General features: G+C 39.0%; 17 protein-coding genes and 2 pseudogenes. 3 read left to right on the forward strand and 16 right to left on the reverse strand.

Annotated elements, in window-relative coordinates:
• Window positions 1-161: 161 nt before the first annotated feature.
• The 9 genes and pseudogenes from Q5O24_08540 to istA (Q5O24_08580) form a co-directional block, all read right to left on the reverse strand.
• The gene (locus tag Q5O24_08540) at window positions 162-893 is read right to left on the reverse strand and encodes an HD domain-containing protein (GenBank protein WKY46434.1); all 732 of its coding nucleotides are present in this window, start codon (window positions 891-893) and stop codon (window positions 162-164) included.
• Window positions 894-918: 25 nt separating this feature from the next.
• The gene (locus tag Q5O24_08545) at window positions 919-1,962 is read right to left on the reverse strand and encodes a GGDEF domain-containing protein (GenBank protein ID WKY46435.1); all 1,044 of its coding nucleotides are present in this window, start codon (window positions 1,960-1,962) and stop codon (window positions 919-921) included.
• 241 nt (window positions 1,963-2,203) lie between these two features.
• Window positions 2,204-3,358: an iron-containing alcohol dehydrogenase gene (locus Q5O24_08550; GenBank protein ID WKY46436.1), complete on the reverse strand. Its 1,155-nt coding sequence runs from the start codon at window positions 3,356-3,358 to the stop codon at window positions 2,204-2,206.
• Between the two features lie 27 nt (window positions 3,359-3,385).
• Window positions 3,386-3,781 carry a secondary thiamine-phosphate synthase enzyme YjbQ gene (locus Q5O24_08555; protein WKY46437.1) on the reverse strand — a complete coding sequence of 132 codons (396 nt, stop codon included), beginning with the start codon at window positions 3,779-3,781 and terminating at the stop codon, window positions 3,386-3,388.
• A gap of 88 nt (window positions 3,782-3,869) precedes the next feature.
• Window positions 3,870-5,366 (reverse strand): annotated as a pseudogene (glpK, locus tag Q5O24_08560) (glycerol kinase GlpK).
• A gap of 377 nt (window positions 5,367-5,743) precedes the next feature.
• Window positions 5,744-5,956 (reverse strand): hypothetical protein, encoded by a 213-nt coding sequence (locus tag Q5O24_08565; protein WKY46438.1) that lies wholly within the window; start codon window positions 5,954-5,956, stop codon window positions 5,744-5,746.
• On the reverse strand, window positions 5,953-8,643 hold the full coding sequence (locus Q5O24_08570; GenBank protein WKY46439.1) for an EAL domain-containing protein: 2,691 nt from the start codon (window positions 8,641-8,643) through the stop codon (window positions 5,953-5,955). Before Q5O24_08570 ends, Q5O24_08565 begins: the two co-directional genes overlap by 4 nt.
• A gap of 490 nt (window positions 8,644-9,133) precedes the next feature.
• The gene (gene istB, locus Q5O24_08575; protein ID WKY46440.1) at window positions 9,134-9,895 is read right to left on the reverse strand and encodes an IS21-like element helper ATPase IstB; all 762 of its coding nucleotides are present in this window, start codon (window positions 9,893-9,895) and stop codon (window positions 9,134-9,136) included.
• Window positions 9,888-11,410, reverse strand: a pseudogene (gene istA, locus Q5O24_08580) (IS21 family transposase). The gene istB and the pseudogene istA (Q5O24_08580) overlap by 8 nt, the downstream one beginning before the upstream one ends.
• Window positions 11,411-11,659: 249 nt before the next feature.
• Between istA (Q5O24_08580) and Q5O24_08585 the strand changes: the two are divergent.
• Complete coding sequence (locus Q5O24_08585; protein ID WKY46441.1) at window positions 11,660-12,541, forward strand: hypothetical protein; 882 nt, start codon at window positions 11,660-11,662, stop codon at window positions 12,539-12,541.
• A 207-nt stretch (window positions 12,542-12,748) separates the two neighbouring features.
• On the opposite strand, the gene Q5O24_08590 is transcribed toward Q5O24_08585, so the two are convergent.
• Window positions 12,749-13,069 (reverse strand): hypothetical protein, encoded by a 321-nt coding sequence (locus Q5O24_08590; protein WKY46442.1) that lies wholly within the window; start codon window positions 13,067-13,069, stop codon window positions 12,749-12,751.
• A 371-nt stretch (window positions 13,070-13,440) separates the two neighbouring features.
• Between Q5O24_08590 and istA (Q5O24_08595) the strand changes: the two genes are divergently transcribed.
• Both istA (Q5O24_08595) and Q5O24_08600 read left to right on the forward strand, forming a co-directional pair.
• Window positions 13,441-15,003 (forward strand): IS21 family transposase, encoded by a 1,563-nt coding sequence (gene istA / locus Q5O24_08595; GenBank protein WKY46443.1) that lies wholly within the window; start codon window positions 13,441-13,443, stop codon window positions 15,001-15,003.
• Window positions 14,993-15,739 carry an ATP-binding protein gene (locus Q5O24_08600; GenBank protein WKY46444.1) on the forward strand — a complete coding sequence of 249 codons (747 nt, stop codon included), beginning with the start codon at window positions 14,993-14,995 and terminating at the stop codon, window positions 15,737-15,739. Before istA (Q5O24_08595) ends, Q5O24_08600 begins: the two co-directional genes overlap by 11 nt.
• A 409-nt stretch (window positions 15,740-16,148) precedes the next feature.
• On the opposite strand, the gene glf is transcribed toward Q5O24_08600, so the two are convergent.
• The 6 genes from glf to Q5O24_08630 all read right to left on the reverse strand — a co-directional run bounded on the left by glf (window position 16,149) and on the right by Q5O24_08630 (window position 23,248).
• Window positions 16,149-17,261: a UDP-galactopyranose mutase gene (glf, locus tag Q5O24_08605; protein WKY46445.1), complete on the reverse strand. Its 1,113-nt coding sequence runs from the start codon at window positions 17,259-17,261 to the stop codon at window positions 16,149-16,151.
• 12 nt (window positions 17,262-17,273) lie between these two features.
• Window positions 17,274-18,719, reverse strand: coding sequence for a flippase (locus Q5O24_08610; GenBank protein ID WKY46446.1), 1,446 nt, complete (start codon window positions 18,717-18,719; stop codon window positions 17,274-17,276).
• Window positions 18,720-18,845: 126 nt separating this feature from the next.
• Window positions 18,846-19,844 (reverse strand): hypothetical protein, encoded by a 999-nt coding sequence (locus tag Q5O24_08615; protein ID WKY46447.1) that lies wholly within the window; start codon window positions 19,842-19,844, stop codon window positions 18,846-18,848.
• Between the two features lie 6 nt (window positions 19,845-19,850).
• A complete protein-coding gene (locus tag Q5O24_08620; GenBank protein WKY46448.1) occupies window positions 19,851-21,176 on the reverse strand; it encodes an O-antigen polymerase in 1,326 nt (441 codons plus the stop codon).
• 50 nt (window positions 21,177-21,226) lie between these two features.
• Entirely contained in the window at window positions 21,227-22,114 is an 888-nt protein-coding gene (locus tag Q5O24_08625) for a glycosyltransferase (protein ID WKY46449.1), read from the reverse strand.
• Window positions 22,115-22,129: 15 nt separating this feature from the next.
• On the reverse strand, window positions 22,130-23,248 hold the full coding sequence (locus Q5O24_08630) for a glycosyltransferase family 4 protein (protein ID WKY46450.1): 1,119 nt from the start codon (window positions 23,246-23,248) through the stop codon (window positions 22,130-22,132).
• Between the last annotated feature and the right edge of the window lie 17 nt (window positions 23,249-23,265).

Genomic DNA, 23,265 nt, shown 5'->3' on the forward strand with positions numbered 1-23,265 from the left:
TATAATTTAATTGCTACTCCTATTTTAGCCCAAATAATTTGACTTGTCGATAAGATTTGGGAAGTCGGATATGTGGTGACAGGCGCGAGGTATATATATGTTTAGATGTTGGTGTCAGGTACCTGGGCGATACAATCAAACGACCTAATCACTCAGAGTTTTTATGCCCCTTTCCCATTAGCCAGGACATAGGTTTTCCTTACAGGATCAATCCGAACGCCTTCATTAACCATCATGTCCCCTAGAGTTTCGACAATCCTTCCGTCGAAATGTTCGGAAACTTCACTCATCAGCACCTGATAAGCCTCTTCCAGAGAAAAAGCCTGGCGATAATTGCGTCTGCAGGTCATGGCATCAAAGACATCAGAAACGGCGATAATCCGATCAAAGAGAAGGAGATCTGCAGCCCTTTTATGGTCCGGATAACCGCTGCCGTCTAACCGTTCATGATGGTTTCTGATCATGTTTAGACTGTTTGCGGGAATCCATGTCTGATTTTTCAGCAGTTGACAGCCGATTTGCGGGTGGGCTTTAACCTTTTCATATTCTTCATCCGATAATTTAGACGGCTTATTGAGGATCTTCCCGTCGATCCTGATTTTTCCGATATCGTGAAGGATGGCGCCAATCCCCAGTTCGATCCGGTCCTGCAGATCCAGCTGCAAATTTTGCCCGATCCCGCCGGCAATCAATGCCGTTCTAAGCGAATGCCCGGCCAGACAATTGATATTCATTGAAAATTTCTGATAATTGATCAGGTTGGAAAAGGGTTCGAACAATAGTTCAAGCACAATTCTTTCGATAGTCTCCCGAAAACAGTCGGGAAACACAGCTTCTTGTGAGCCTTCTATCCGATTAAACAACAGTGAGATTTCACAGCATTTTCTATACATACTTCACATCTTCTCCTAAATATTTCTACAAACATGCCCCGGTGACCCGGTTTTTCCCCTGGCGTTTGGACTCATACAGCAGTGAGTCCGCCTGATCCACCAGAAGCACCTGTTCTGATTTTTTCAAGGTTACCGATGAACTGCAGATACCGGCCGAAACCGTTACCTGAAAATTATAAGCTTCAAAAACAAAAGGATGGCTTTCAATTTCTTCGCGGATCCGATCGGCAATCTTTCGTCCCGTGTTTTCTTCGGTTTCCGGCAGCAGAATGGCAAATTCCTCACCGCCATACCGGGCTGCAATATCAGTTGAACGCACCTGCTGTCTGATGATCTGCGCTACCTCACGAATCACATAATCACCGCAGAGATGGCCGTAGACATCGTTGATTTTCTTGAAATCATCAATGTCAAAGAGAATCAGAATAATCGGCGCAATCTTAGATGCCATCCCATCCAGTTCCTGATAAAAGGACTGATGATTGGATAAGTCTGTCAAAAAATCCGTTTTGGCCCGATGTTCAAGTAGCTGGTTCTTCTGTTCAATTTCCGCCATAATGCGTTCATTCTGTGTGTAAACTTCCTGAACTGTCTGCCTGATCTCATCGACAAAGAAAGCCACGCCCACCAGCAGGACCGTCTGAACAATCGCTGTTAGTAAGTGATGCTTAAGCAGGAGTGAAAGCAGGAGGTAAAATGTTGCCAGAATCAGGCTATAGCTTTTCACTCTGACCGGCTGATCTCCCAGGCAGAAAATCAGGATATTCAGACACAGAACCGGCAGCAGAAAATAGTAAAACAGATCTATGGTATAAGCACAATAAAAAATAAAAAACAGATCAATGAAATAACCCAGATAGCCTGATCCCATTTTTTGCTGGGCCCCACTTTGCCTTCTGGCATACAAAATAATCTGTTCCACCAGATAGATAAAGTAAAGAACCAAAACGAAGGCGGTTCCCGTCGACACAGTGCCCGTAATGTAATAGACATAAAAAAATGTGAACTCAAAAATACAGAGGAAAAATCCCAGATAAATTTCCATAAACAGATGATTAGTTCTTCTCATTTCAGCTTTCTCCTAAAAGAAACTAGACTATAGTTAGCTATTTCTAACAATAGTCTAGTTTCTTTTGGATATTTTGTCAAGGGTAAAAAGTGCCAGGTTTTGAATGGCTTTTTCTTAAGCAAAAGGCCGGAGCCAAAAAAAGCCCTGGCCAAATAATGCTTTTGCTGCGGTCCCAGGCCGCCTTATATATGGTTGTGTCAGACACTTAGGCATAGGGAGCCCGTGTTCTTTTTGACGGCCATTACAGGGCGCGTTTAAGAATCTCTTCCAACTCCTCATAGTTTAATTTAATGGGATTACCTTTCATACTACTGGCGACCATAGATTTCTCGATAATCTCGTTAAAGTCGTCTTCTTTAATAGAAAATGCCGACAATCGTGGAATCTTTAAGTGTTGACACAGGTTTTGAATCCATAAAACGCAGTCTTCAGCGGTTGACTGCTGATTGCCAGTTAAAATTTGAGCGACTTCATCAAATCTTTTAACGGAGACACTCCCTGAATCATCCCGGAGCAGAGCTTTGACATTGATTTCAATGGCATATGGCAGCAAGGCAGCGCAGACCACCCCGTGTGGAATCGGAAACATTCCCCCAATTACGCCTGCAAAACCGTGAACTACCCCTAATTTTGCATTGGCCAGGGCCAATCCCCCGAAAAGACTGGTGATCGCCATGTCTTCCCGAGCTTCAAGATCTGTGCCATCATCAAAGGCTTGTCTGAGGGATTTAGCCGCCCGCGCCAAACCTTCGCGACAGAAGGCATCAGTGATTGGGTTAGCCTGATTTGAGACAAAGGGTTCCAAAACCTGGGTTAAGGCGTCAAGACCAGTGCTGGCTGTCACGGCTTGCGGAACGCTGATGGTCAAGGCCGGATCGAGGATTACCAGTTCCGGCAGCATATAGGGACTGCGCAAACTGACTTTAACCTTATGTTTTTTTGAGCTTATAACCGCATTTTTGGTGACCTCTGCCCCAGTTCCTGAAGTGGTTGGGATGGCAATGCAGGGCAGAGATGGCTGGGTTAATTGCTGACCTCCACCAATCACTTCCAGGTAGTCAATGATCTCGCCATCATTGTTAAGCATGGCGGCGATTACCTTGGCGGTATCCATGGTGGATCCGCCACCAAAACCAATGACGACATTACACGCTTCTGTTCTGGCCAAAGCAAGGGCTTCTTTTAAACCTTCAACAGAAGGCTCTCCCTGAACCCCGACGACGATTGTGGTTATACCGGCTTCATTTAAATAGCCGACTATTTTTGACGTTTCATCTTCCGACATGCCACTAGCAAGCAGGGCTTTATTCCCGAAACTGCTGGTCAGGTGTCCGATTTTTTTGATGGCACCGACCTCAAAAATAATCCGATTGGCGGTCATAAATTCAAATTTCATGATAACTCCTATCTATTTCTTAATTCCTTAACCTTCAATGATTTTCGCAAAAACTTTTCGCTCCCTGGGACCATCAAATTCGCAGAAAAAGATCCCCTGATAGCCTCCAATAACCAATTCGCCCTCATCGATAATAAATTCGCTTGAAAAATTAAAGAGACTGGCTTTAATGTGAGCGGCAGCATTTCCTTCTTCATGGGTATAATTATCTTCAAACGGCACAAGCTTATTGATGGAATTTAGTATGTCTTTCATGACATTGGGATCGGCATATTCGGTCAGCGTGATTCCGGCCGTTGTGTGAGGAACAAATAAGACCACTATACCTGAGATGATTCCGCTGTTTCTAACATAGTCTTTAACCTGTTGCGTTATCTCAACCATATCAGTTCTGCCACCTGATGTAACCTTCAGTATTTCCATTTTATTGACCTCCATTTACTGTGATTTAAAAAAATGAGCAGAAAACAAAATATTTTCTGCTCATTTTTTACGTTTATCCGACGAATGCTTATTCGTGATCAACCCAATTCAATGAACGTTCAACCGCTTTTTTCCAGCCCTTGAAGTTTTCAGCGCGGACTTCTTCAGACATATCTGGCGTAAACTTGCGATCCAGGGCCCATTTATCCAACAACTCATCCATGCTGCTCCAATAACCTACGGCAAGGCCGGCGAGATAAGCTGTTCCCAAAGCAGTCAGTTCGTTGACAACAGGACGGACAACCGGGACATTTAGCATATCTGACTGGAATTGCAGTAAGAAATTATTTTTAATGGCACCACCGTCGCACTTCATTTCTTTCAGATCGATGCCGCAATCCGCAACCATGGCATCAAGGATTTCTTTGATCTGATAACAGATGGATTCAATGGCGGCGCGAACGATATGAGCCCGGTTGACTCCACGGGTAATCCCCTGAATCGAGGCTCTGGCGTAAGGGTCCCAATAAGGAGCGGCCAGGCCGACGAAAGCAGGCACCAGATAAACCCCATTGGTGTCAGGGACGCTCAGACAAAGTTCTTCGGTTTCAGCGGCACTATCTATCATTTTCAGTTCATCTCGCAGCCATTGAACCGTTGCTCCGGCAACAAAGGTATTCCCTTCCAGACAATATGTAACCTTGCCGTTGATCCCCCAGGCAATCGTGGTTAACAGGCCATTTTTGGATTCAACGCTTTTTTCACCAGTGGTCATCATCAAGAATGCCCCGGTGCCATATGTGGCTTTTGAAGAACCTTCCTCAAAACAGGTCTGGCCAAACAGTGCTGCCTGCTGATCGCCAATACATCCGGCAATCGGGACCTCGGCACCAAATATTTTGGGATCGGTCATGCCATAGTCGTAACTGGAGGGATGGACTGCCGGTAGCATAATTCTGGGAATATTAAGCTCTTCAAGGAGTTCATCATCCCAATCAAGGGTATGAATATTAAATATCATCGTTCGTGACGCATTTGAATAGTCGGTGGCATGCACTCTTCCGCCGGAAAGTTTCCAAATTAGCCAGGTATCAACGGTACCAAAAAGCAGGTCGCCTTTTTCGGCCCGTTCGCGTGCCCCGGGGATGTTATCGAGCATCCATTTGATTTTAGTCCCGGAAAAATAGGCGTCACAAACGACTCCAGTTTTTTCTCTAACCTTTGGACCCCATCCGCGGGCATTCATGTCGTCACAAATACTCGCTGTCCGCCGACATTGCCAGACAATTGCATTCATAATCGGTTCACCCGTCTCTTTATCCCAGATAATCGTTGTTTCACGCTAGTTTGTTATCCCAACGGCAACAATATCTGAAGGCTCAATTCTGGCGCTTCTGAGGATTGCTTTAGCAGTTTCGATTTGGGTATTCCAAATGTCCAAGGGCCTGTGTTCGACCCAACCGGGATTGGGATAGATCTGTTCGAATTCTCTGTTGAGGGATTCAACTGGGGTACCATTCTTATCAAAGATGATTGAACGCGAGCTCGTTGTTCCCTGATCCATTGCTAATACGTACTTTGCCATTTTTTTTCCTCCACTTTTTATTCGATTTGAGTATCGGGGGCTCGAACAAATGTTATCGTTTACATATTGCTGAATTATTCAACTCATCCTATATGCTTGTTTTCATTATATCATATTGGGGGTGGAAAATATAAGAGAGCTAGTGGAATATTCAGTGTTATTCCCCAAAATAATCATCCGCGACTTGAATCTTTCGAACAACAAAAAGCCCCTGGTGGATTAAGGAGCCATGCGTTTCGTCATAAAGATTAATATATATGTTAGTGACAGTCACCCGGAGAAGATAACGGGCGTTTAAAACCGTTATATTAGAAAAAATCGTTTCACAATTATTTTGGTCCCTTTGTGTTAAATGATCTAGCGGCTCCATTTGCTGTTTATTCTTTCAATTCACACACAATTTCCAGGGCATGAATAAAATCCTTGATCAGATCATTTTCCCCATCATTGATGCACCATAAAACACCGTAACCAAATGACATGTTGGCGCATGCCAGGTATAGTTCTCTGGGATCACTTGAGTTGCCGATCTGACCGGATACTTGGGCATGCTTAAAATATGACGGACGAAATGTCCCAAGCTCATTCAAGAACCAAATATCAGCGTATCAATTTGATCGGCTGGTATTGGCCTGCTTTTTATGTATCCCTGAACATGGTTGCAGTTTGCGTTTTTCAGATACTGATACTGTTCTTTGGTTTCAACACCTTCGGCTATTGTTTCTATATCCAGTTTATGTATTAACTGGATAATGGACTCGATAATATCTGCGCTTTTGGAATCGACCGTAATCTCCTGAATAAAAGACTTATCAATTTTTAAGGTATCCAAAGGCAGGCTCTTTAAATAAGACAGCGATGAATAACCGGTCCCAAAATCATCCAACGCAATTTTAAAGCCTGCATTTCTAAAATCATTGAGTTTTGAAATGACCAAATCAAATGAATCAATCAGCACACTTTCTGTAATTTCCAGCTCAATGTCTTCAGGCTGCAGTTCAAATTCTTTAACCGTTCGATGAATAAAATCGGAAAAGTCATTCATACGAAGCTGTATATAAGAAACATTGACAGACATCACACCGGTAAAAGCAAATGTATCTTTCCAGCGCTTCATGGTTCGACAGGCCTCCCTTAATACATATTGTCCTAATGGGATGATAAAGCCGTTATCTTCAGCAATCGGGATAAACTCATTTGGTGAAACCTTGCCATTGACAGGGTCATTCCAGCGCAGCAGTGCTTCAAAACCACGGACTTCGTCATTAGCGATTCTAAATTGTGGCTGATAATAAAGTACAAACTCACTGTTAGTTAAGGCAAGGGGCATTCTCCGCTCCAGTTCCACGCGATGGATAATATCTTCTTTCATCGAACTGTTGAAAAAATCAATTCTATTTTTACCATTTTGCTTTGCTTTGTACATGGCCATATCGGCATTGGTAAGCAGTTCTTCAGCAGATAAACCATCCATAGGATAAACAGTGACACCAATGCTGATATTAATAAATATGTCCGCGTCATCTATGTGAAATGGAAGCAGAAACACATTTTTTAATTTTTCTGTAAGGACGTGAATAGTGTGAATGTTTTTTATATTCTGAAAAATCACAACAAATTCATCACCGCCGAACCGTGCAGCAATATCAGTCGCCCTGATGCATTTTCTGATGACATCTGCAGTCTGTTTTAAAAGCAGATCACCTGTTGCATGCCCCATACTGTCATTTATATGTTTAAAATTATCTATATCTATAAACAGAATGGCTATATGGCTCATATTCTGCGCCGCTTCCTCAATAGCCATGGATAGTCTGTCCATTAAAAGGCTTCGATTAGGCAGTTGGGTGAGTGTATCATGGTGAGCAAGAAAATTTAATTGTTCTTCCTGTTTTTTTAATTTATCAATATCGGTATGAACGCCTGCCAGGATATAACGTTTCCCGGATTCGTCATAAAAAGCTTTACCTTTTGAGCGAATCCATTGGTAAGTATTATCTGCGGAGAGTAATCGGTATGTTCCCTCGTACAGGTCAAAAGAACCTTTTATAAACAAATCGAAGGTTTCCATTGTATGAATACGATCATCCGGATGAACATATTCATGCCACTCAGTTTCAGTTATTGTCTTTAAATTCTTACTTTTCATGTGTGACATGGCGTTTGTATAATCCGGTTTTCCTTCGGATAGTTCCATATACCATATACCATCATTGCTGGCTTCCATGATAATTTCAAAAAGTTTATTCTTTTTATGTAAAGAACTCTTACTTTCAAAAAGCTCTTCATTCAAACGTTCTAAACTAGTGTTCTTTTCTTCCAGATCTTTAATGACAGGTTGTGTCAGATACTGTGTCGCATATAAGATAACAAGTGCAGCAATGATAGCGATGATAATCCCGACACCTACGATAAAGAAATTCGTTTTTCTTATTGGCTCTTGCAGCTCATCCATATTCCCGGAGACAACCAGTAACCAGTTCGTTTCGGGAATGATACTGCAGGCAGCAATCATTTTCCCGTCCGTTGTCTCGTATTCGCATATCGTAGCAGAGGATTTTTCTGTTTCATTTGACAGCAATGTCTGAATTTCAGGTATTTCGACAGTCTGACCGATATGATCTTCATCAGGAGAATATATATAATTTCCATTTTCATCAACAAGATAGACAAAACTTGTCTCAATCCCTGTTAAGGAAATATCATATAGATATTTTGCAAGACTGTCAGCATAAATGACAGTCCCAATAAATCCTTTTATCTGTTGGTCGGATTGAGAGAAAACCGGGTGGGCAACAACAACGATCATCCGGTTATCTTTTTGCGAAACCAGGGTTTCACTAATCACACTGACCTTTTCTGTCATAACTTTCTGGTCATAACTGCGATAAGACAAATCCAGGCCTTTGGTCAGCGGATTGAGACCTGTCAGGATAATCCCATTTGCATCTGCAATAAAAATGCCATCCAGATTATCACGTTCATCAAAATAATCCTGAAATAAGGCAACGACATTCGCTTCAAGATCATCAGAATCAGGGTTGTCCAGAAGCGATATCACGTTTGTATCTTTGGTAAGGTATTCTGGAAGCTTCAATTCCATATCGATCAGGCCACTGATCGTTCTGCTTTCTGATGTGGATATATCAATGGCAGATTGCTCAAGAATGTTTCTGGTGAGCTCAGAAGATTTATAAGTATTGACGACACCCATTAATATGATTGAGCTGCTTACAATAATAATCATGAAAATACAAAGTTTAAGTTTAAATCCCATATCAGCTTCCCCAGCAAATCAAAATTTTTGATGATTTACGATAAGTATATCAAAGAAGAATGTAATCCTCAATCATAATTAAAATTTGCAAAGCATTCTTAAACTCACAGATTTTATCTGGCGCACCAAGAAGTCTTTTACCATTGATGATATCCATATATGTTGGTGTCAGCTACTGGGCGCAAAGCACCAGGTACCGAAAAATTATTTTAATAATTTTTTAGTTCAGGTTTATCATAATAAAAACAGGGTATTAGAAATATATATTAGATAATCTAAACTACTTCAATGCTGCTTTGTCAATTTTTCTAGTTTGTATTTTTTAACTATTACCGGGAGGCGAAATATAGTTTTATGTTTTTTGCAAGTTCTTTTTGCAGAAAGTTGCAAGTGAAAAATACAGAATGTTGCATTCTGGAAAATCCATAGTTTTGCAAACTGAAATACAAAGCAATTTCAGCAGAAATTACCGCATTGCAGGCAATGTTTGTCAGTTTTTCGGCTGATTCTCCGAAATCGATCGATATAAGTCATTAATGCTGGATTCTCGCATCCGGTTACTGGGACCCGGGAATAAAATCAGATGACAGTGATGCAGCAACCGATCCAGCATGGCAGCCGTCATCTGTTCATCATAAAGGACATTGACCCATCGGGAAAATTCCAGATTGGTATTAAGAATAATACTTCTGTTCTGATAACAGTCGGAGATAATCTCAAACAGCAGCTGGGAGCCCGTCCGATCCAGCGGCACATAGCCATATTCATCGAGAATAAGCAACTCAGCTTTATTCAGTTTTTTAAGAAAAGCAGTCAATGTTCCGGCTGCTTTTGCTTCAGAAAGCTTATTGACCAGTGCCGCTGTTCGAAAAAATTTAACTGGTATACCCTGAAGGCAGGCTGCCACACCAAGGGCGGTTGACAACATGGTTTTACCGGTTCCGGTACCGCCGTACATGATGATATTTTTGTGGTCATTAATAAAAGCAAGTGATTTCAGGCTTTCAGGGGTCAGATCCGCAGGCAGCATGATTTCGTCAAAGCGGTAGCCTTCAAAAGTCTGACGGCTGTAGAATCCGGCACTGTTGACCAGCTTTTCAGTCCGGGAGATCTCCCGATACTGGAGTTCCTCGCTGAGAATCCGGTACAGATATTCCTGATGACTGTCACCTTCGGCAGTCTGAGCCAATTCGGCCAGGTTCCGGCTGAGACGCAGTTTCCGGCAGCATTCAGAGATTTCATTGTCAAGCATGGGGGCTAACCTCCTTCTGATTAAGTAGCCGGTCATAAGCATCCAGATTCGGCATCAGCGGCTGCATTTGAGGAATTCCGGGCTGCAGATTCATGGCCGGAAGTTCAGGAACATCGGCATACAGCCTCCGGTAGAGACTTGCAAGACTGTCAGCATCCTTTACCTGACAGGCAATGGCATGATCGACTGTATTCAGAGCGCTCTCAAAACCGGATCGATTGGTCAGTTCTGAAAGCAGTCTGATGACCTGAGCGGTTTCACTGTCTGAGCAGGAGGCCAAAAAAGACCGCATGGTTTCGGGCATCATTTCATAAATTCCCGAATATTTGACCGCTCGTGGTCGCTGAGATAACTGCTTCAGATAGGGCAGCCAGTCCATCTGTTCCTGTTTGCTGTCACCGTATAATCGTCGATGGCGGACGATTTCTCTAAAGTTTTCATCCTGAATGATAACAGCAGCTGACGTCAGTACCAGATGAACCGAACACTGGGCATATTTAGGGGCCACTGAATAGGCATGCCTGCCTTTATTCAGATAAACCTTTGCCCATTTGTCGGCTTTCAGGGTCTTATGCCCATTAAGATTAAAAGGAACAGACGGCAATTCGCGCGATGCCTTCAGATCAGCCTGAAAACGCGATTCAATCGTCTCATCGTACCGGTAATGATCCCGCTGTGCATCCTCCTCGCATTGATTAAACAAACCACGATTATAATCCGGCAGTGACAGAAAGTGCGGAACCGGCACCAGAAAGTTACGGCGCTGATAGCCGACCTTGTTCTCAACATTGCCTTTTTCATGGCCTTCGTTTGGATTCATGAAGACTGCCTTGAAACCGTAATGTTCCCGGAAACGCTCGAATTTTTCGGTGAGTTTACGCCCACCGCCACGGATAATGTCCGTAACAATAACTTTTGTGTTGTCAAACCAGAGTTCAGCCGGAACACACCCGATATGCCGAAAGATGGCATCAAGTCCTTCCAGCAGGCATTCCATGTTTTCGCCGTAGAACAGCTGAAGATAACCTTTGTTGCTGTACGGAAAAGAGACCTCCAGGTATTTTCCGGTCAGCTTGCGGCCATTTTCATAAAATTCAGCAGTGCCAAAATCGACCTGCGCTTCGCCTGGTTGATGTACCAGTGGCAGAAATGCTTTTGGGTTCTGTTTAAAAATTTCTTTGTGTTTTTCTGCATAATAACTGGCAACGGTCCGATAGGAACAGTCAAAACCGGGTGTTTCTTTCTGCAGACGTTCAAACACCCGTTTGGCGGTATGACGCTGTTTTCTGGGAGCAGATTTGTCATTGAGCAGCCATTCATCGATGATCGCTTTATAAGGTTCTAACTTGGGACAGAATTTTTTTCAACTGCCGGCCTGGGTGCCGGTTCGTTGAAATCCGTCTGATCAATATATTTGCGGACAGTCCGCCAGTCCATGTGCAGTGCTTCAGCGATTTGTGAAATATTTTCCCCTTTCTCATAAAACCGAAATCTGATATCATGTATTTGATCCATTGTGAGCATTCTCCATTTCCTCCTTGTTCTTTGGTCAGATACAAGGATATTTGATTTGAGTTTTGCCCGCAATGGATTTTTGCATTATTCTGGATTTTGCAGCTTGCAATACTCTGGATTTTGCTTTTGCAACTTTCTGTATTTATAGCTTACACTAAACAAGTTTTACAAAAATACATAAATCGTATGAGCGTATTTAACACAAAGGGGACTACATTTTTAGATTTTTTTTAAAAGGAGTGGTTTCATTTGAAAAAGAAAAAAATCTTATTAATGCTTGTACTTGTCTTGATCCTGGCATTCAGCTTTGCAGGTCCGACCTTTGCTGCCGATACTCAGGTCGTAGTGAATTTTGATGATTTAACTGGGCTCGATCCAGTTCCCGCTGACTATGCTGGACTAATATGGGAACCAGGATGGACCGTCTATCCAGACTTTGGAGAAAATATGCGTCCGTATTCGGCTCCGTATTCAGGCTATTTCTATTCTCCGTCTCAATCCTCAACCAGTATTGACTTTTCATCTCTAGGAACGGATGTCACCTTTGAAGGAGCATGGTTTAGCGGTATTGCCAATACGGGTATTATCCATTTTGAAGGATGGCGTGATGGTGCAGTGGTGGCAAGCTCAGGAAACCTGATATTTGATATGACGAATTTCAGGACTCCAAGATATCTGGCTGCAGATTTTGGTGAGCCGGTCGATAAAGTTGTTATTTATTGCCTGATTTCACCAACTTCTTATAATGTATTCGCGATGGATGATTTCACCTATACGATTCCCGACACTACAATAGCAGTAGACTTTAATGTATCGTCCGATATTAATATTGGTTCAAAAGGTGTTCTGCCACTTACTATTCTTGGTTCAGAAGATTTTGATGTCTCCCAAATTGCTCCTGAAACGATTCTAATTGGCAGTACCGGAATAAGTGAAAAAGGCAACAAACTCCAATTTTCACTTGACGACATAAATGCCGACGGTTATTTAGATGGCGTATTTAAAGTCAGTATTCCTGACCTTGTCTTAAACGGTGATCTAAATGAATTCACAAGCAGCTTAACCATTTCCGGTGCATTTTATGATGGTTCTGTTTTTGAAGGAATTGATACAGTTAATATTGTTCCCTAATCTGATTCATTAGGTACACGAAAATCTTTCTTTAGAAAAATTGTTAATAAAAGCACTAAATGATTCAAAAATAAAGATTATCGCTGAAAGTTGGAAAAGGTGTCCCCCAATGTTAAACTTTAATCGGAGTAGTTTTTCTACTCCGATTTTTTTATTTCAGGCGTATTAATAAGGATAATTGTTTTTTTGGTATTAGCCTCTTTAGTGTCAGGCACTGGGCATTTGAAGTTCATAACCAAAATCTTTTAAGCGATTTTTACAAATTTCTCTTTCTTCATCTGTAAAGAGTTCATGGTATTCAGGCTTTAAAACTAATGCCTCTACAGATAAGTCAAGTCGATTATTCACCCACAAAACTTCAAATCCATAAGTACCTCCACTTTTTGAGATTAGTTGTTTTGCCGCTTTTAATCCGCCTTCTCTTGACACAATTTGTATAAATCTTGAAGCATTATATTTCAGTTCTTTCTTCGCAGTAAAATATATGCTGCTCATTTCTTCATGGAATTTGCTTTCTAATGCATTCATTTAAGACCTCCATTATTTTATTTCATTCATAAATTAGTTAAGTAATAAGTTAAGTTTGGCCTGGCACCGTCACCATAAAAAGTTTGTCCTCATTTGAACACAAAAGAACCGTCCCTTTGTGTTTTACTCTGGAGGTATCATCAAAGACAATGATCATTGATCAGACTTCATTAAAAAATGACGGCTATCGGCTCATCACTCATTGAGTATTCTGCCGATGTAGAGCCACTCAATCCGATACCCAAAACCATGCAATCCGAAGCTGAGAGCCACCTGTTTAAAAAATCAAATCCGCTATAGAGAGCCACTTTTGTAAGTATTAAAATGAAGATGCGGGATAACCGTTATACTTACGGAAGGAGGACATAATTATGTCCAAAGAAAAACAAATTTTGCAGCTCCGCCTTAAAGGATTCAGCCAGCGAAGAATTGCGGATACTTTAAAAGTATCCCGAAACACGGTATCCAAGGTGGTCAAAGCATGGGAAGCTCATCCAATTGATGATCCGGAGTTCCAGGCAATTGATGAATCAAAGTTACACAGCCATCTGTTTCCGGAAGAAGAAAAAATTCCAGTGATGGTACCTCCTGACTATGATTACATCCACAAAGAATTGCTGAGAAATGGGGTGACCTTAAAACTGCTGTGGGAAGAATACGTTGATACCTGTCGGCAGACAGGCAAGCCGCCTTATATGTATTCTCAATTCTGCAAGCTATATCAGGATCATGTCAGTCAGAACCGTCTAACGATGCACATTCACCATAAGCCAGGCGACAAAATCATGGTTGACTGGGCAGGCTCGACCATGCCGCTATATGATCAGGTTACGGGTGCAAGCTGCAAGGTATATCTCTTTGTTGCAACGCTGCCGTTTAGTATGTACTGTTTTGCAAGAGCCTGTCTGACGATGAAGGAAGAAGACTGGATTAATGCCCACATCAGTATGTATGACTACTTTGGAGCGTCAACACGGCTGCTCATCCCCGACAATCTGAAAGTTGGAGTGCTGAGCCATAAAAAGCATGAAGATCCAGTCATCAACCGGGCTTATCAGGAACTGGCGGATCATTATCATACGGCTCTGCTGCCAGCTCGAATCTTATCGCCAAAAGACAAAGCTGCTGTGGAGGGCTCAGTTGGTCTGCTGACCAGTCATGTAATTGGAAGACTCCGTAACCGTCAGTTTTTCAAACTGGAGGAGATGAATCAGGCGATTGATAAAGAACTGGAAGAATTCAATCATTCTGATTTTCAAAAAAAGGAGGGTTCCCGCTACTCTGTCTTCGAGGAAGAAGAACTACCCTTTATGCAGTCGCTTCCCAGATTCCCCTATGAGTTTGCCCAATGGAAAACAGCAACGGTGCAGATGAACTACCACGTTTCAATTGACCATCAGTATTATTCGACGCCGTATGAATATGTCCGAAAGAAAGTGGATCTACGTTATACCAAAAATATCATTGAAGTTTTCTACAAAGGAACCCGTCTTTGCAGTCACAAGCGGCTATACGGACGACGAGGCCAGTATTCAACTAATGTGGATCATATGCCGATCAACCACCAGCTTTACAGTGAATGGGATTCAGACCGTTTTTTAAAATGGGCCGAAGGTATTGGTCCGTCAACCAGAGAAGTGGTCCAAAAGTTGTTTGCTTCTTATCGTGTTGAAGAACAGGCTTACAAGGGGTGTCTGTCTCTGTTAAAACTGGCTGATCATTATACAAACATTCGTCTGGAAAATGCCTGCAGCGTCGCACTTGAACATATTCCCAATCCACGGTACAAGAATATTAGACTGATTCTGGAAGCAGGGCAGGATTCAGCCAGCGTTAAAAATCAAACCAAATCTGAACCATCATCTTCTGAAACGATCAACAAATATGCTTATGTTCGTGGCTCAGCTTATTATGGAGGTGACCATGATGAATAACGATACGCTAAGAAAGCTGAAACATATGCGTTTGCCGGTTTTTGCGCAAATTTACCAGGACCAGCTTGAAGATGAAATGGCCTATCTTTCAATGTCTTTTCAGGAAAGACTGGCTCTGATGGTTGATGCGGAGTTTGATTCCCGACATAATAACAATATTAAACGGCTTATCAAGGAGGCGAAATTCAACAACTCAGCAGCATTTCTTGGTAATATCGAATATCTGCCGGATCGCCATTTAAACCGTGAATTGCTGGAAAGTCTGGCCACTAATGAATACATCCGTCAGGGGCTGAACGTCATTCTTGTCGGAGCCACCGGTTGCGGAAAAACCTATATTTCCAATGCCCTCGGGGTAAACGCCTGTCAGTCCGGTTACAAGACCCGGTATATTCGTTTGCCGGATCTCTTTAGCGCCTTTGAAGCTGCCCGTATTCAGGGGAAGTATCATCATCTTCTCAATCAGTATAAAAAATGTTCTCTGATGATTCTGGATGAGTTTCTGCTTGTCCCAACTACAGATACTGAGCAGCGGGATCTTCTGGAACTTGTGGAATGTCGTTGTGATCAGGCATCCATTATTATCTGTTCACAGCTAACTGCCGAAGGCTGGCATGAACGTTTAGGTGGTGGTGCGCTGGCTGATTCAATTCTTGACCGCATTGTTCCATCTGCTTATTCAATGATTATTGATGGCGATGTTTCAATGCGCTGGCGAAAACGAACCATTAAATAATTCAACTACCAGGGAGCTATCTCTAGTGGCTCCCTCTTTCGGAGCACTGGCTCTCGATAAAAGATTACCTGGCTCTATCACAGGAGATTGGTTGGCTCTGTCGCTTCATAATATACACTCATTAAAGGGCGGGTCAATTTTCAGTGTAAAAAACATGATTTTTATATAAATTTGACCCACCAGTTATTAAACTGAGGTGGGTCAGGTTTAAATGAAAAAGTGGGTCAATTTTACTTGACAATCAACAGCAACGTCACCCTAAGTTTATCCTCATTTTAACACAAAAGAACCGTCCCTTTGTGTTCACGAATTTTGAAAGATCATTCGGGTGTGGTTTTTAACCTTTACCCTAACTATATCTTACAAGTTAAGTTAGGCCTGGCACCGTCGCCTAGAGACGAGGCACTAGTTACATTAATTCCCTTTTACATAAATCTAATACAGCTGCAATCACTTGATCCATATCATAATATTTATATTCACCAAGTCGACCGCCAAAGATCACATTTTGCTCTGCTTCTGCCATTTTTTTGTACGCTTCATACAACTTACTGTTTTTCTCGTCATTTACCGGATAATATGGCTCATCACCAGGCTTCCACTCTGAACTGTATTCTCTACTAATTACCGTTTTTAGAAGATCATTTCCTTTCGAATCTTTACCAAACTCAAACCATTTATGTTCAATAATTCGTGTCCAAGGTGTTTCTCTATCGGTATAATTTACAGCAGCATTGCCTTGAAAATTTGGTATATCCAAAAGTTCGTTTTCAAAACACACAGAACGATATTCAAGATTTCCTAAAGAATAGTTGAAATACCCATCAATTGGCCCAGTATAAACTACTTTTTGGGCAATGTGCTCTAACTCAGTCTTATTTTTCAAATAATCTGTATTAAGCTTTACCTCAATTCCTTCCAGCAGATTTTCAACCATTTTGGTATAACCACCCATTGGTATACCCTGATAAAGTGCGTTAAAGTAGTTATTATCAAAAGTTAATCGAACCGGTAGCCGCTTAATAATAAACGGCGGAAGTTCTTTACAATCCCGCCCCCATTGCTTTTCGGTATATCCTTTTATCAGTTTTTCGAAAATGTCACGACCAACTAAAGAAATTGCCTGTTCTTCCAGATTCTTCGGTTCTCCACTAATCTCTGCACGCTGTTCATTTATTTTAGTTTCTGCTTCCTCTGGTGACACAACGCCCCACATTTTATTGAACGTGTACATATTAAAGGGCATCGAATAAAGTTCACCTTTATAATTTGCTACCGGTGAATTGGTAAACCGATTAAATTCCGCAAACTGCGTAATGTAATTCCAAACTATTTTATTGTTTGTGTGAAAAATATGAGCCCCATACTTGTGCACATTTATCCCTTCAATTTCTTCAGTATAAACATTACCTGCAATGTTTGGTCTTTTGTCTATAACCAAAACTGATTTACCCACAGCTTTTGCTTCGTGTGCAAAAATTGCACCATAAAGGCCTGAACCTACAATTAAATAGTCATACATAAACATTTTTCCTTATCTAATTTTTTTTTTGATTAATTTCAACAATTCAAATACAACTGCATTCTTGGTTAATATACTTAGAAGAAAATATATCGATCCCCCTAATACTACCGATATAAATAATTTTAGAATATCACTTAATTGTGTAATTTGAATACTACCGACTACTATCGCCATACCTACTGTTGAGAACGCAATTGATAATAGAAACTTTTTATCTAAATCAATTGAAATATATCTAGAAGAAAACAAAATTGCCAATAGTGTAACAATCGACTCACTAACAACAGAAGCAAGTGCCGCACCATTTTGTGCAAACTTTTGAATTAAAAAAGCATTTAGTATAACATTAACAATAGCCCCAAAAATCGTACAAAATAACAATTTTTTCTCTGCACCAAATGTTAGTAAAATTTGTGTTCCAAACAAATTACTAAAACCTAATGTGCATATGAGTAAGCTAGCTATTCTAAGTGTAGTAACACCTGGTTCAAATGAACTACCAAAAAGCAACGGCATGATTTGACCAGCTACTAATAATATACCAATTTCTGAAGGGACAAAAAAATATATCAATATTGACAAAACCTTATTGACGATTTTTGAGCATCCATCAATATTCCCTTGTATATTATAATAGCTTAATCTAGGAAGTAATACACCACCTATCGCAGTAATAACGCTAATTAAAATCTTTATTAATTTCATTGCATTTGTGTAATAGCCTACATTTTCATCTGAACACAAAATACCAATCATTGTTGTATCAACCATTGTATAAAGTTCAACTGCAATTGCCGAAGCCAACAAAATTAGAACTGGTTTTAAGTGCTTTTTTAGGTGTACCTCCCGTACAGTTACTTTTACTCCATACTTTCTCAAGTTAATAATATTAAAAAGATTATTCCCACCTATTCCAATGCAATAAATAGCAGCGTAAGTCGAAATATCATTTTCAGTTCTAACAAATACTAAAATAGAGACTAAAGTAAGAATTTTTACTGCGAAACTACGCTTCGCTATATAACCATATTCTTCAACCCCTTGATACAGCCATTCAACATTAATAAAATTAAATATAATAGCCATTCCTATAATCATATAAAGATTGATATTTCTTTGAAAATATTCAATTGACATTATCATTAAATAGTAAGCAGTTGTGCATAAAGCTGTTGAGATAAAATTTATTGTAAATAACTCTGTGAATAGTGAATTTGTTAGTTCTTTTTTGCCTTTTAATTTTGCAATCTCTCTAGTACCATAATTCGGAATACCAAGTGCCGCTATTGTAGTAAAATAGGATACAATATTCTGTGCATATGAAACCTGGCCAACACCCTGGGCAAATAATACACGTGAAATATAGGTTGCTGTTATTAAAGGAAAAAGCACATTTAACATTCTATATGCAACATTATATATTGAATTTTTCGCCAATGATTTTTCTATATCCATACACTATATTCTTTCTAATATTTCATTTTTCATAGGAGTACGTGGCTCACTTTCAAAGTATCATTCAAATATCAGACATTAACTCAAACATACCCGTCAAAACTACTATAAACACTTCTTACATCTTTACCTCAGAAATATCTTTTCAACATCAGCAATGAAACATTCTTGTTCTGAAGCAATCATTTTTCTATAATAATCAAAATCGTCAAAATTATATTCATATTTATCAAAACAATCTTTTATACAATTAATAATTTTCATGCCATTTTGTTTTTTATCTTGAAGTTTATATTTTTCAGGGATAGGGACATCTTTATAAAACTTTGCTGCACCTCTTTCACCTGTTATAACGCAACAACCGCACATTGCAGCTTCTCTGGGGAATCTATCCTTACCTGGGTGATTTCCAAAATCTATATATACTTTACTGGTTAACAATAAATCTCTGACTTGATGATTGGTTAAATTAATCAATGGAACCCAAATAATACTACGATCAAGCCCCATTAAGTAATCTGAGTATTTCTTTCCCTTTTTAGGGTTATACAATACCACATTATTTCTTTCTTTTGATTTGTCCAACGCTATTTGCAAATAGTCGGAATTGATATAATCGGAAAGATATTCAATATTTGAAAAACCGTTTTTTTGTAAAAAATCAATTGCATAATGACTTTGCGCAAAATTGTATTTGATTTTTTTATTTATTTTAGAAACACGGTATTTCCAACGACCATTCTTAATATACCATGCAACCCCTCTCCAACCTAAGAGTGAATATGCTTTCTTAGGTTCATAAACTTTCTGATAATTATCTACACTTAACCACCATATAGCAACTTCAGCATTTTTAAGCTTGTCCATTAGCTCAATCTGATGCTCGGATATAACAACCAATATTTTTTTTCTATCCAATAATTCTATGAACTCAACGTAGTCACTTACATATCTTTCATAGTCAGGATTAGTAGGGTGATCATCCTTAATATTTGTATAAGCAATCTTTGCATTTAACCCAAGCTGATTTAACATAAAAGTTAATTGATGTAAAAGCTCCAAACCGCCAGTTTTTGAACTAGCCGGACAAACTACGTACACTGAATCATATTTTTTATTAAACATTTAACACTACACCTCTCGTTTTACAGACTTAAATGCTAAAAATATCAACATTAAAAATGCAATTGCATAATATATATTTGAAAATGGAAAACGTATAAACGACCATACTAGACCTTGAAATATAAAACTATATATAGCAGCAGTCTTCACATTTGTATATTTTATTGCATCATTATATGAATGTGCCAAATAAACACCATAAAGAAACATTCCTATAAGAATCCCAAACAACCTTCCATCTACATAAAAAAACCAAAATATACCAACATAAGCGTTTGCCTTTGAAAACGTTGCAGTTATAATCTGCCATTCGCTATCAGTTGCACGTATCAAATCATATACACTTTGCCAATGTGTTGGAAAATCAATGCCAAACAAATTTTTGAATATATATAAAACAGCAAAACTAAAACCATTTAAAGATGTTTCACCGTATCCAAAAATCCCTTCTAAATCAGCTCTTTTTGCCCAAATATCAAACATATAAGGTTGCATCGAAAAATACAAATAGAGCTCCTTATATAATGTTTGTCCAGCTCTTGAAACCGAAAACCATATAAGAAATATTACACCTATAGTTACTGCCCCAAGAATTAGACGTTTTCTTTTTTTCATTTTCGCTACAGATATTTGGGCTTTATTTTTTAAACTTACACCAGAGAGGTAATACCCTAACAGCATATATATACACATGTTTACAAGTGATGTTCTTCCACCCTCGCCAATCGAACTCATTACTGCCAGTATTACAGCTAGAAAAAAAAGTTTCTTTTCGCGTTTACCAAACCAAAAATCCATAGCCCCTACTACTTGAACAACTGCAGCTCCAGGCACAAGAAAAAGTATAGATATTGCATTTAGAAATTTATTTTGATTAAATAGATTATACGCGCTTGTACTATCCTGCACTATACTACGTATTTCAGCTAAGCTTATCCCAGAATACAAATAGTAAAAAGTCAATATTACTGAACCCAAATAATATATAATACATAAAATAGCTAGTACATATAGCATTTTATACCTAGGTATATTAATTGAATATGTAGCTGTATTAAGGTACTGCCTACCTATTTTAAATATCGTCTTATTGCGTTTTCTTCTATAATCCCAAACAAAAAAACCAATATTTATTGCCAAAACACCACAAAGAATATACCAATATATACTTTCTGAAGACTTATAAAGTTCGTAGAAATGAAACGATTCCAAGAATAAGATAAAAGCCCAACATACATTAAATATAAGCAAAGGATGATAGAAATGTTTAGTCCCAAATAATAAATATGTTACTGTTATCGTACAAACTAAAATCGTTATAAATGAGTACATTCATTTCCCCTTGTTTTTTCTTTTTTAACTCTTACTATGTTCTGCAATATCTAATCAACTTCATTGTTTAATTTTTTCTTCAACATCAAATTTCTTTTTAAATTCCTATAAACTTTTGCTGACTCTATTAGTCGTTTATACTTTCTTCGTGTTTTTATATCCGTCGAGCCTTTTACCATATTCGTTGCAATATCTTCTTTATGATATATATAAAGTTCGCTGCTATATAACATTACAAAGCCATAAAAATCCGCTTGTAGCTTTAAAATATCCTCTTCCCAATAAAGAAAGGTTTCTTCATATAAACCATCAAATTGACTAATAAACAGAGGTGAAAAAACAAAGCACGCACCATGCAAAATAGTATTTAAAACATCACCAGTACATGATTCGACATGGTATATTTCTTTTACAGACTCTATCGCCTTAGACAAAAGAAAATCCATGTGTATATAACTTAAAGCAATTCTTACACGTTTTTTAATTACATATAACATTAATTCTTTATAGTTCCATGTTTGTTTACTACCTGGATTTTGATGAAAACCATCTGCAGTCATTATATCAGGGCCTAATACAGAATACTGTTTTTCATCAAACTTTCTAATTATTACCTCATTAAAGTCCTTTTGTCTCACAATTGTATCATTATTTAATTGAACTATAAAATCCGCTTGGTAAGTACGTTTAGCATAGCAAAATCCAATATTATTCCCCCTCGCAAATCCGATATTTTCATCGCTGTGCAATAGTATGACTTGTTTATTACACGTGAAAGCTTTTTGAATTTCGAAATAAGATTCATTTGTACTCCCATTATCAACAATTATTATTATAGTTTCATGTTCTGATTCTATTGTTGCACTAAGGATAGATTTAGCACATTCAATTGTATCTTTACCCGCTAAATAATGCAGGATAACATAAGCTAATTTCATAGTCTAACCTCCTAGTCATCTTATCGAAATTGCTTCGTTAAAAACACTTTCTATATTCTTCACCATAGCTTCAGCAGAGAAATTATTACGTTTCTTTTCTTGACCTTTTACTCCCATTTGTTTCCTTTTTCTTTCATCTAACATCAAATCAATTATACGAGTTGCCATCTGATTGGGACTTTCGTAATCTACTAGATAACCATCAACACCTTCATCGATGATTTCTACTGGACCACCATGATTAGTTGCAATTACAGGCAAACCAAATTCCATTGCCTCAATTACAACGAGACCAAACGGTTCAGGCTGTGTAGAAGGTAATACAAACAGATCTAATGAACCATAAAAGCTTGACATATCATTAACTTGACCTAGAAGAATCACAGTATCTGTTAGTTCTTTTTCTTCAATATATTTGTGTAGATCAACTTTTAAATACTCCTCACCAGAGTAAGCCTCCCCTGCAATCTTAAAAATCACATCTGGCATTTTTTCATGTACAATTTCAGCTGCATCAACAAGCAGTTTCTGCCCTTTCCAACGGTTAATACGTCCCGCCATTCCAACAACCAAATAATCATGTGGCTGTTGGATTGTGTTTTTCTTCTCTTCAACAGCATTATAAACTACTCTTACACATTTCTGATTTACTTTAAGTGCTATGCCTGTAGATTTACTATTAGCTACGATAAGATTCGCATATCGATTCATTATCATTGAAATAACCTTGTTTTCCATGTCATTCTTGATAATCTCTCTAATATGCCAAACACTTTTTATTTTGCTATGCTTTGCAACAATTGCGCCAGGCAGTACTACACCCGTATTTGTGTCAACAATATCAATTTTATAAGTCTTTATAAACTTTTTAAGATATTTGTATGAATTAATAAACTCTTTAAAATACCGCCCCCCACCCTTAATAGAGAAATTATTTCTACGGAGAACAGCTATTTCAAAAATTTCTACCTTGACGCCTGGAACTTTTTTCATCTCATCAACAAGTTGCCCTGGACAAGGTAGTATTACAAAAATATTAAATTTACTTTTATCGATATACTTAACAATATTTAATAATGATCTATCTGATCCATACATCTCAGAACTTGAATGTACAAATAATATATTCTTCATCTTTATACTCCACTTAG

It is taken from the genome of Eubacteriaceae bacterium ES3 (assembly GCA_030586155.1).
GTDB lineage: Bacteria > Bacillota > Clostridia > Eubacteriales > Eubacteriaceae > Acetobacterium.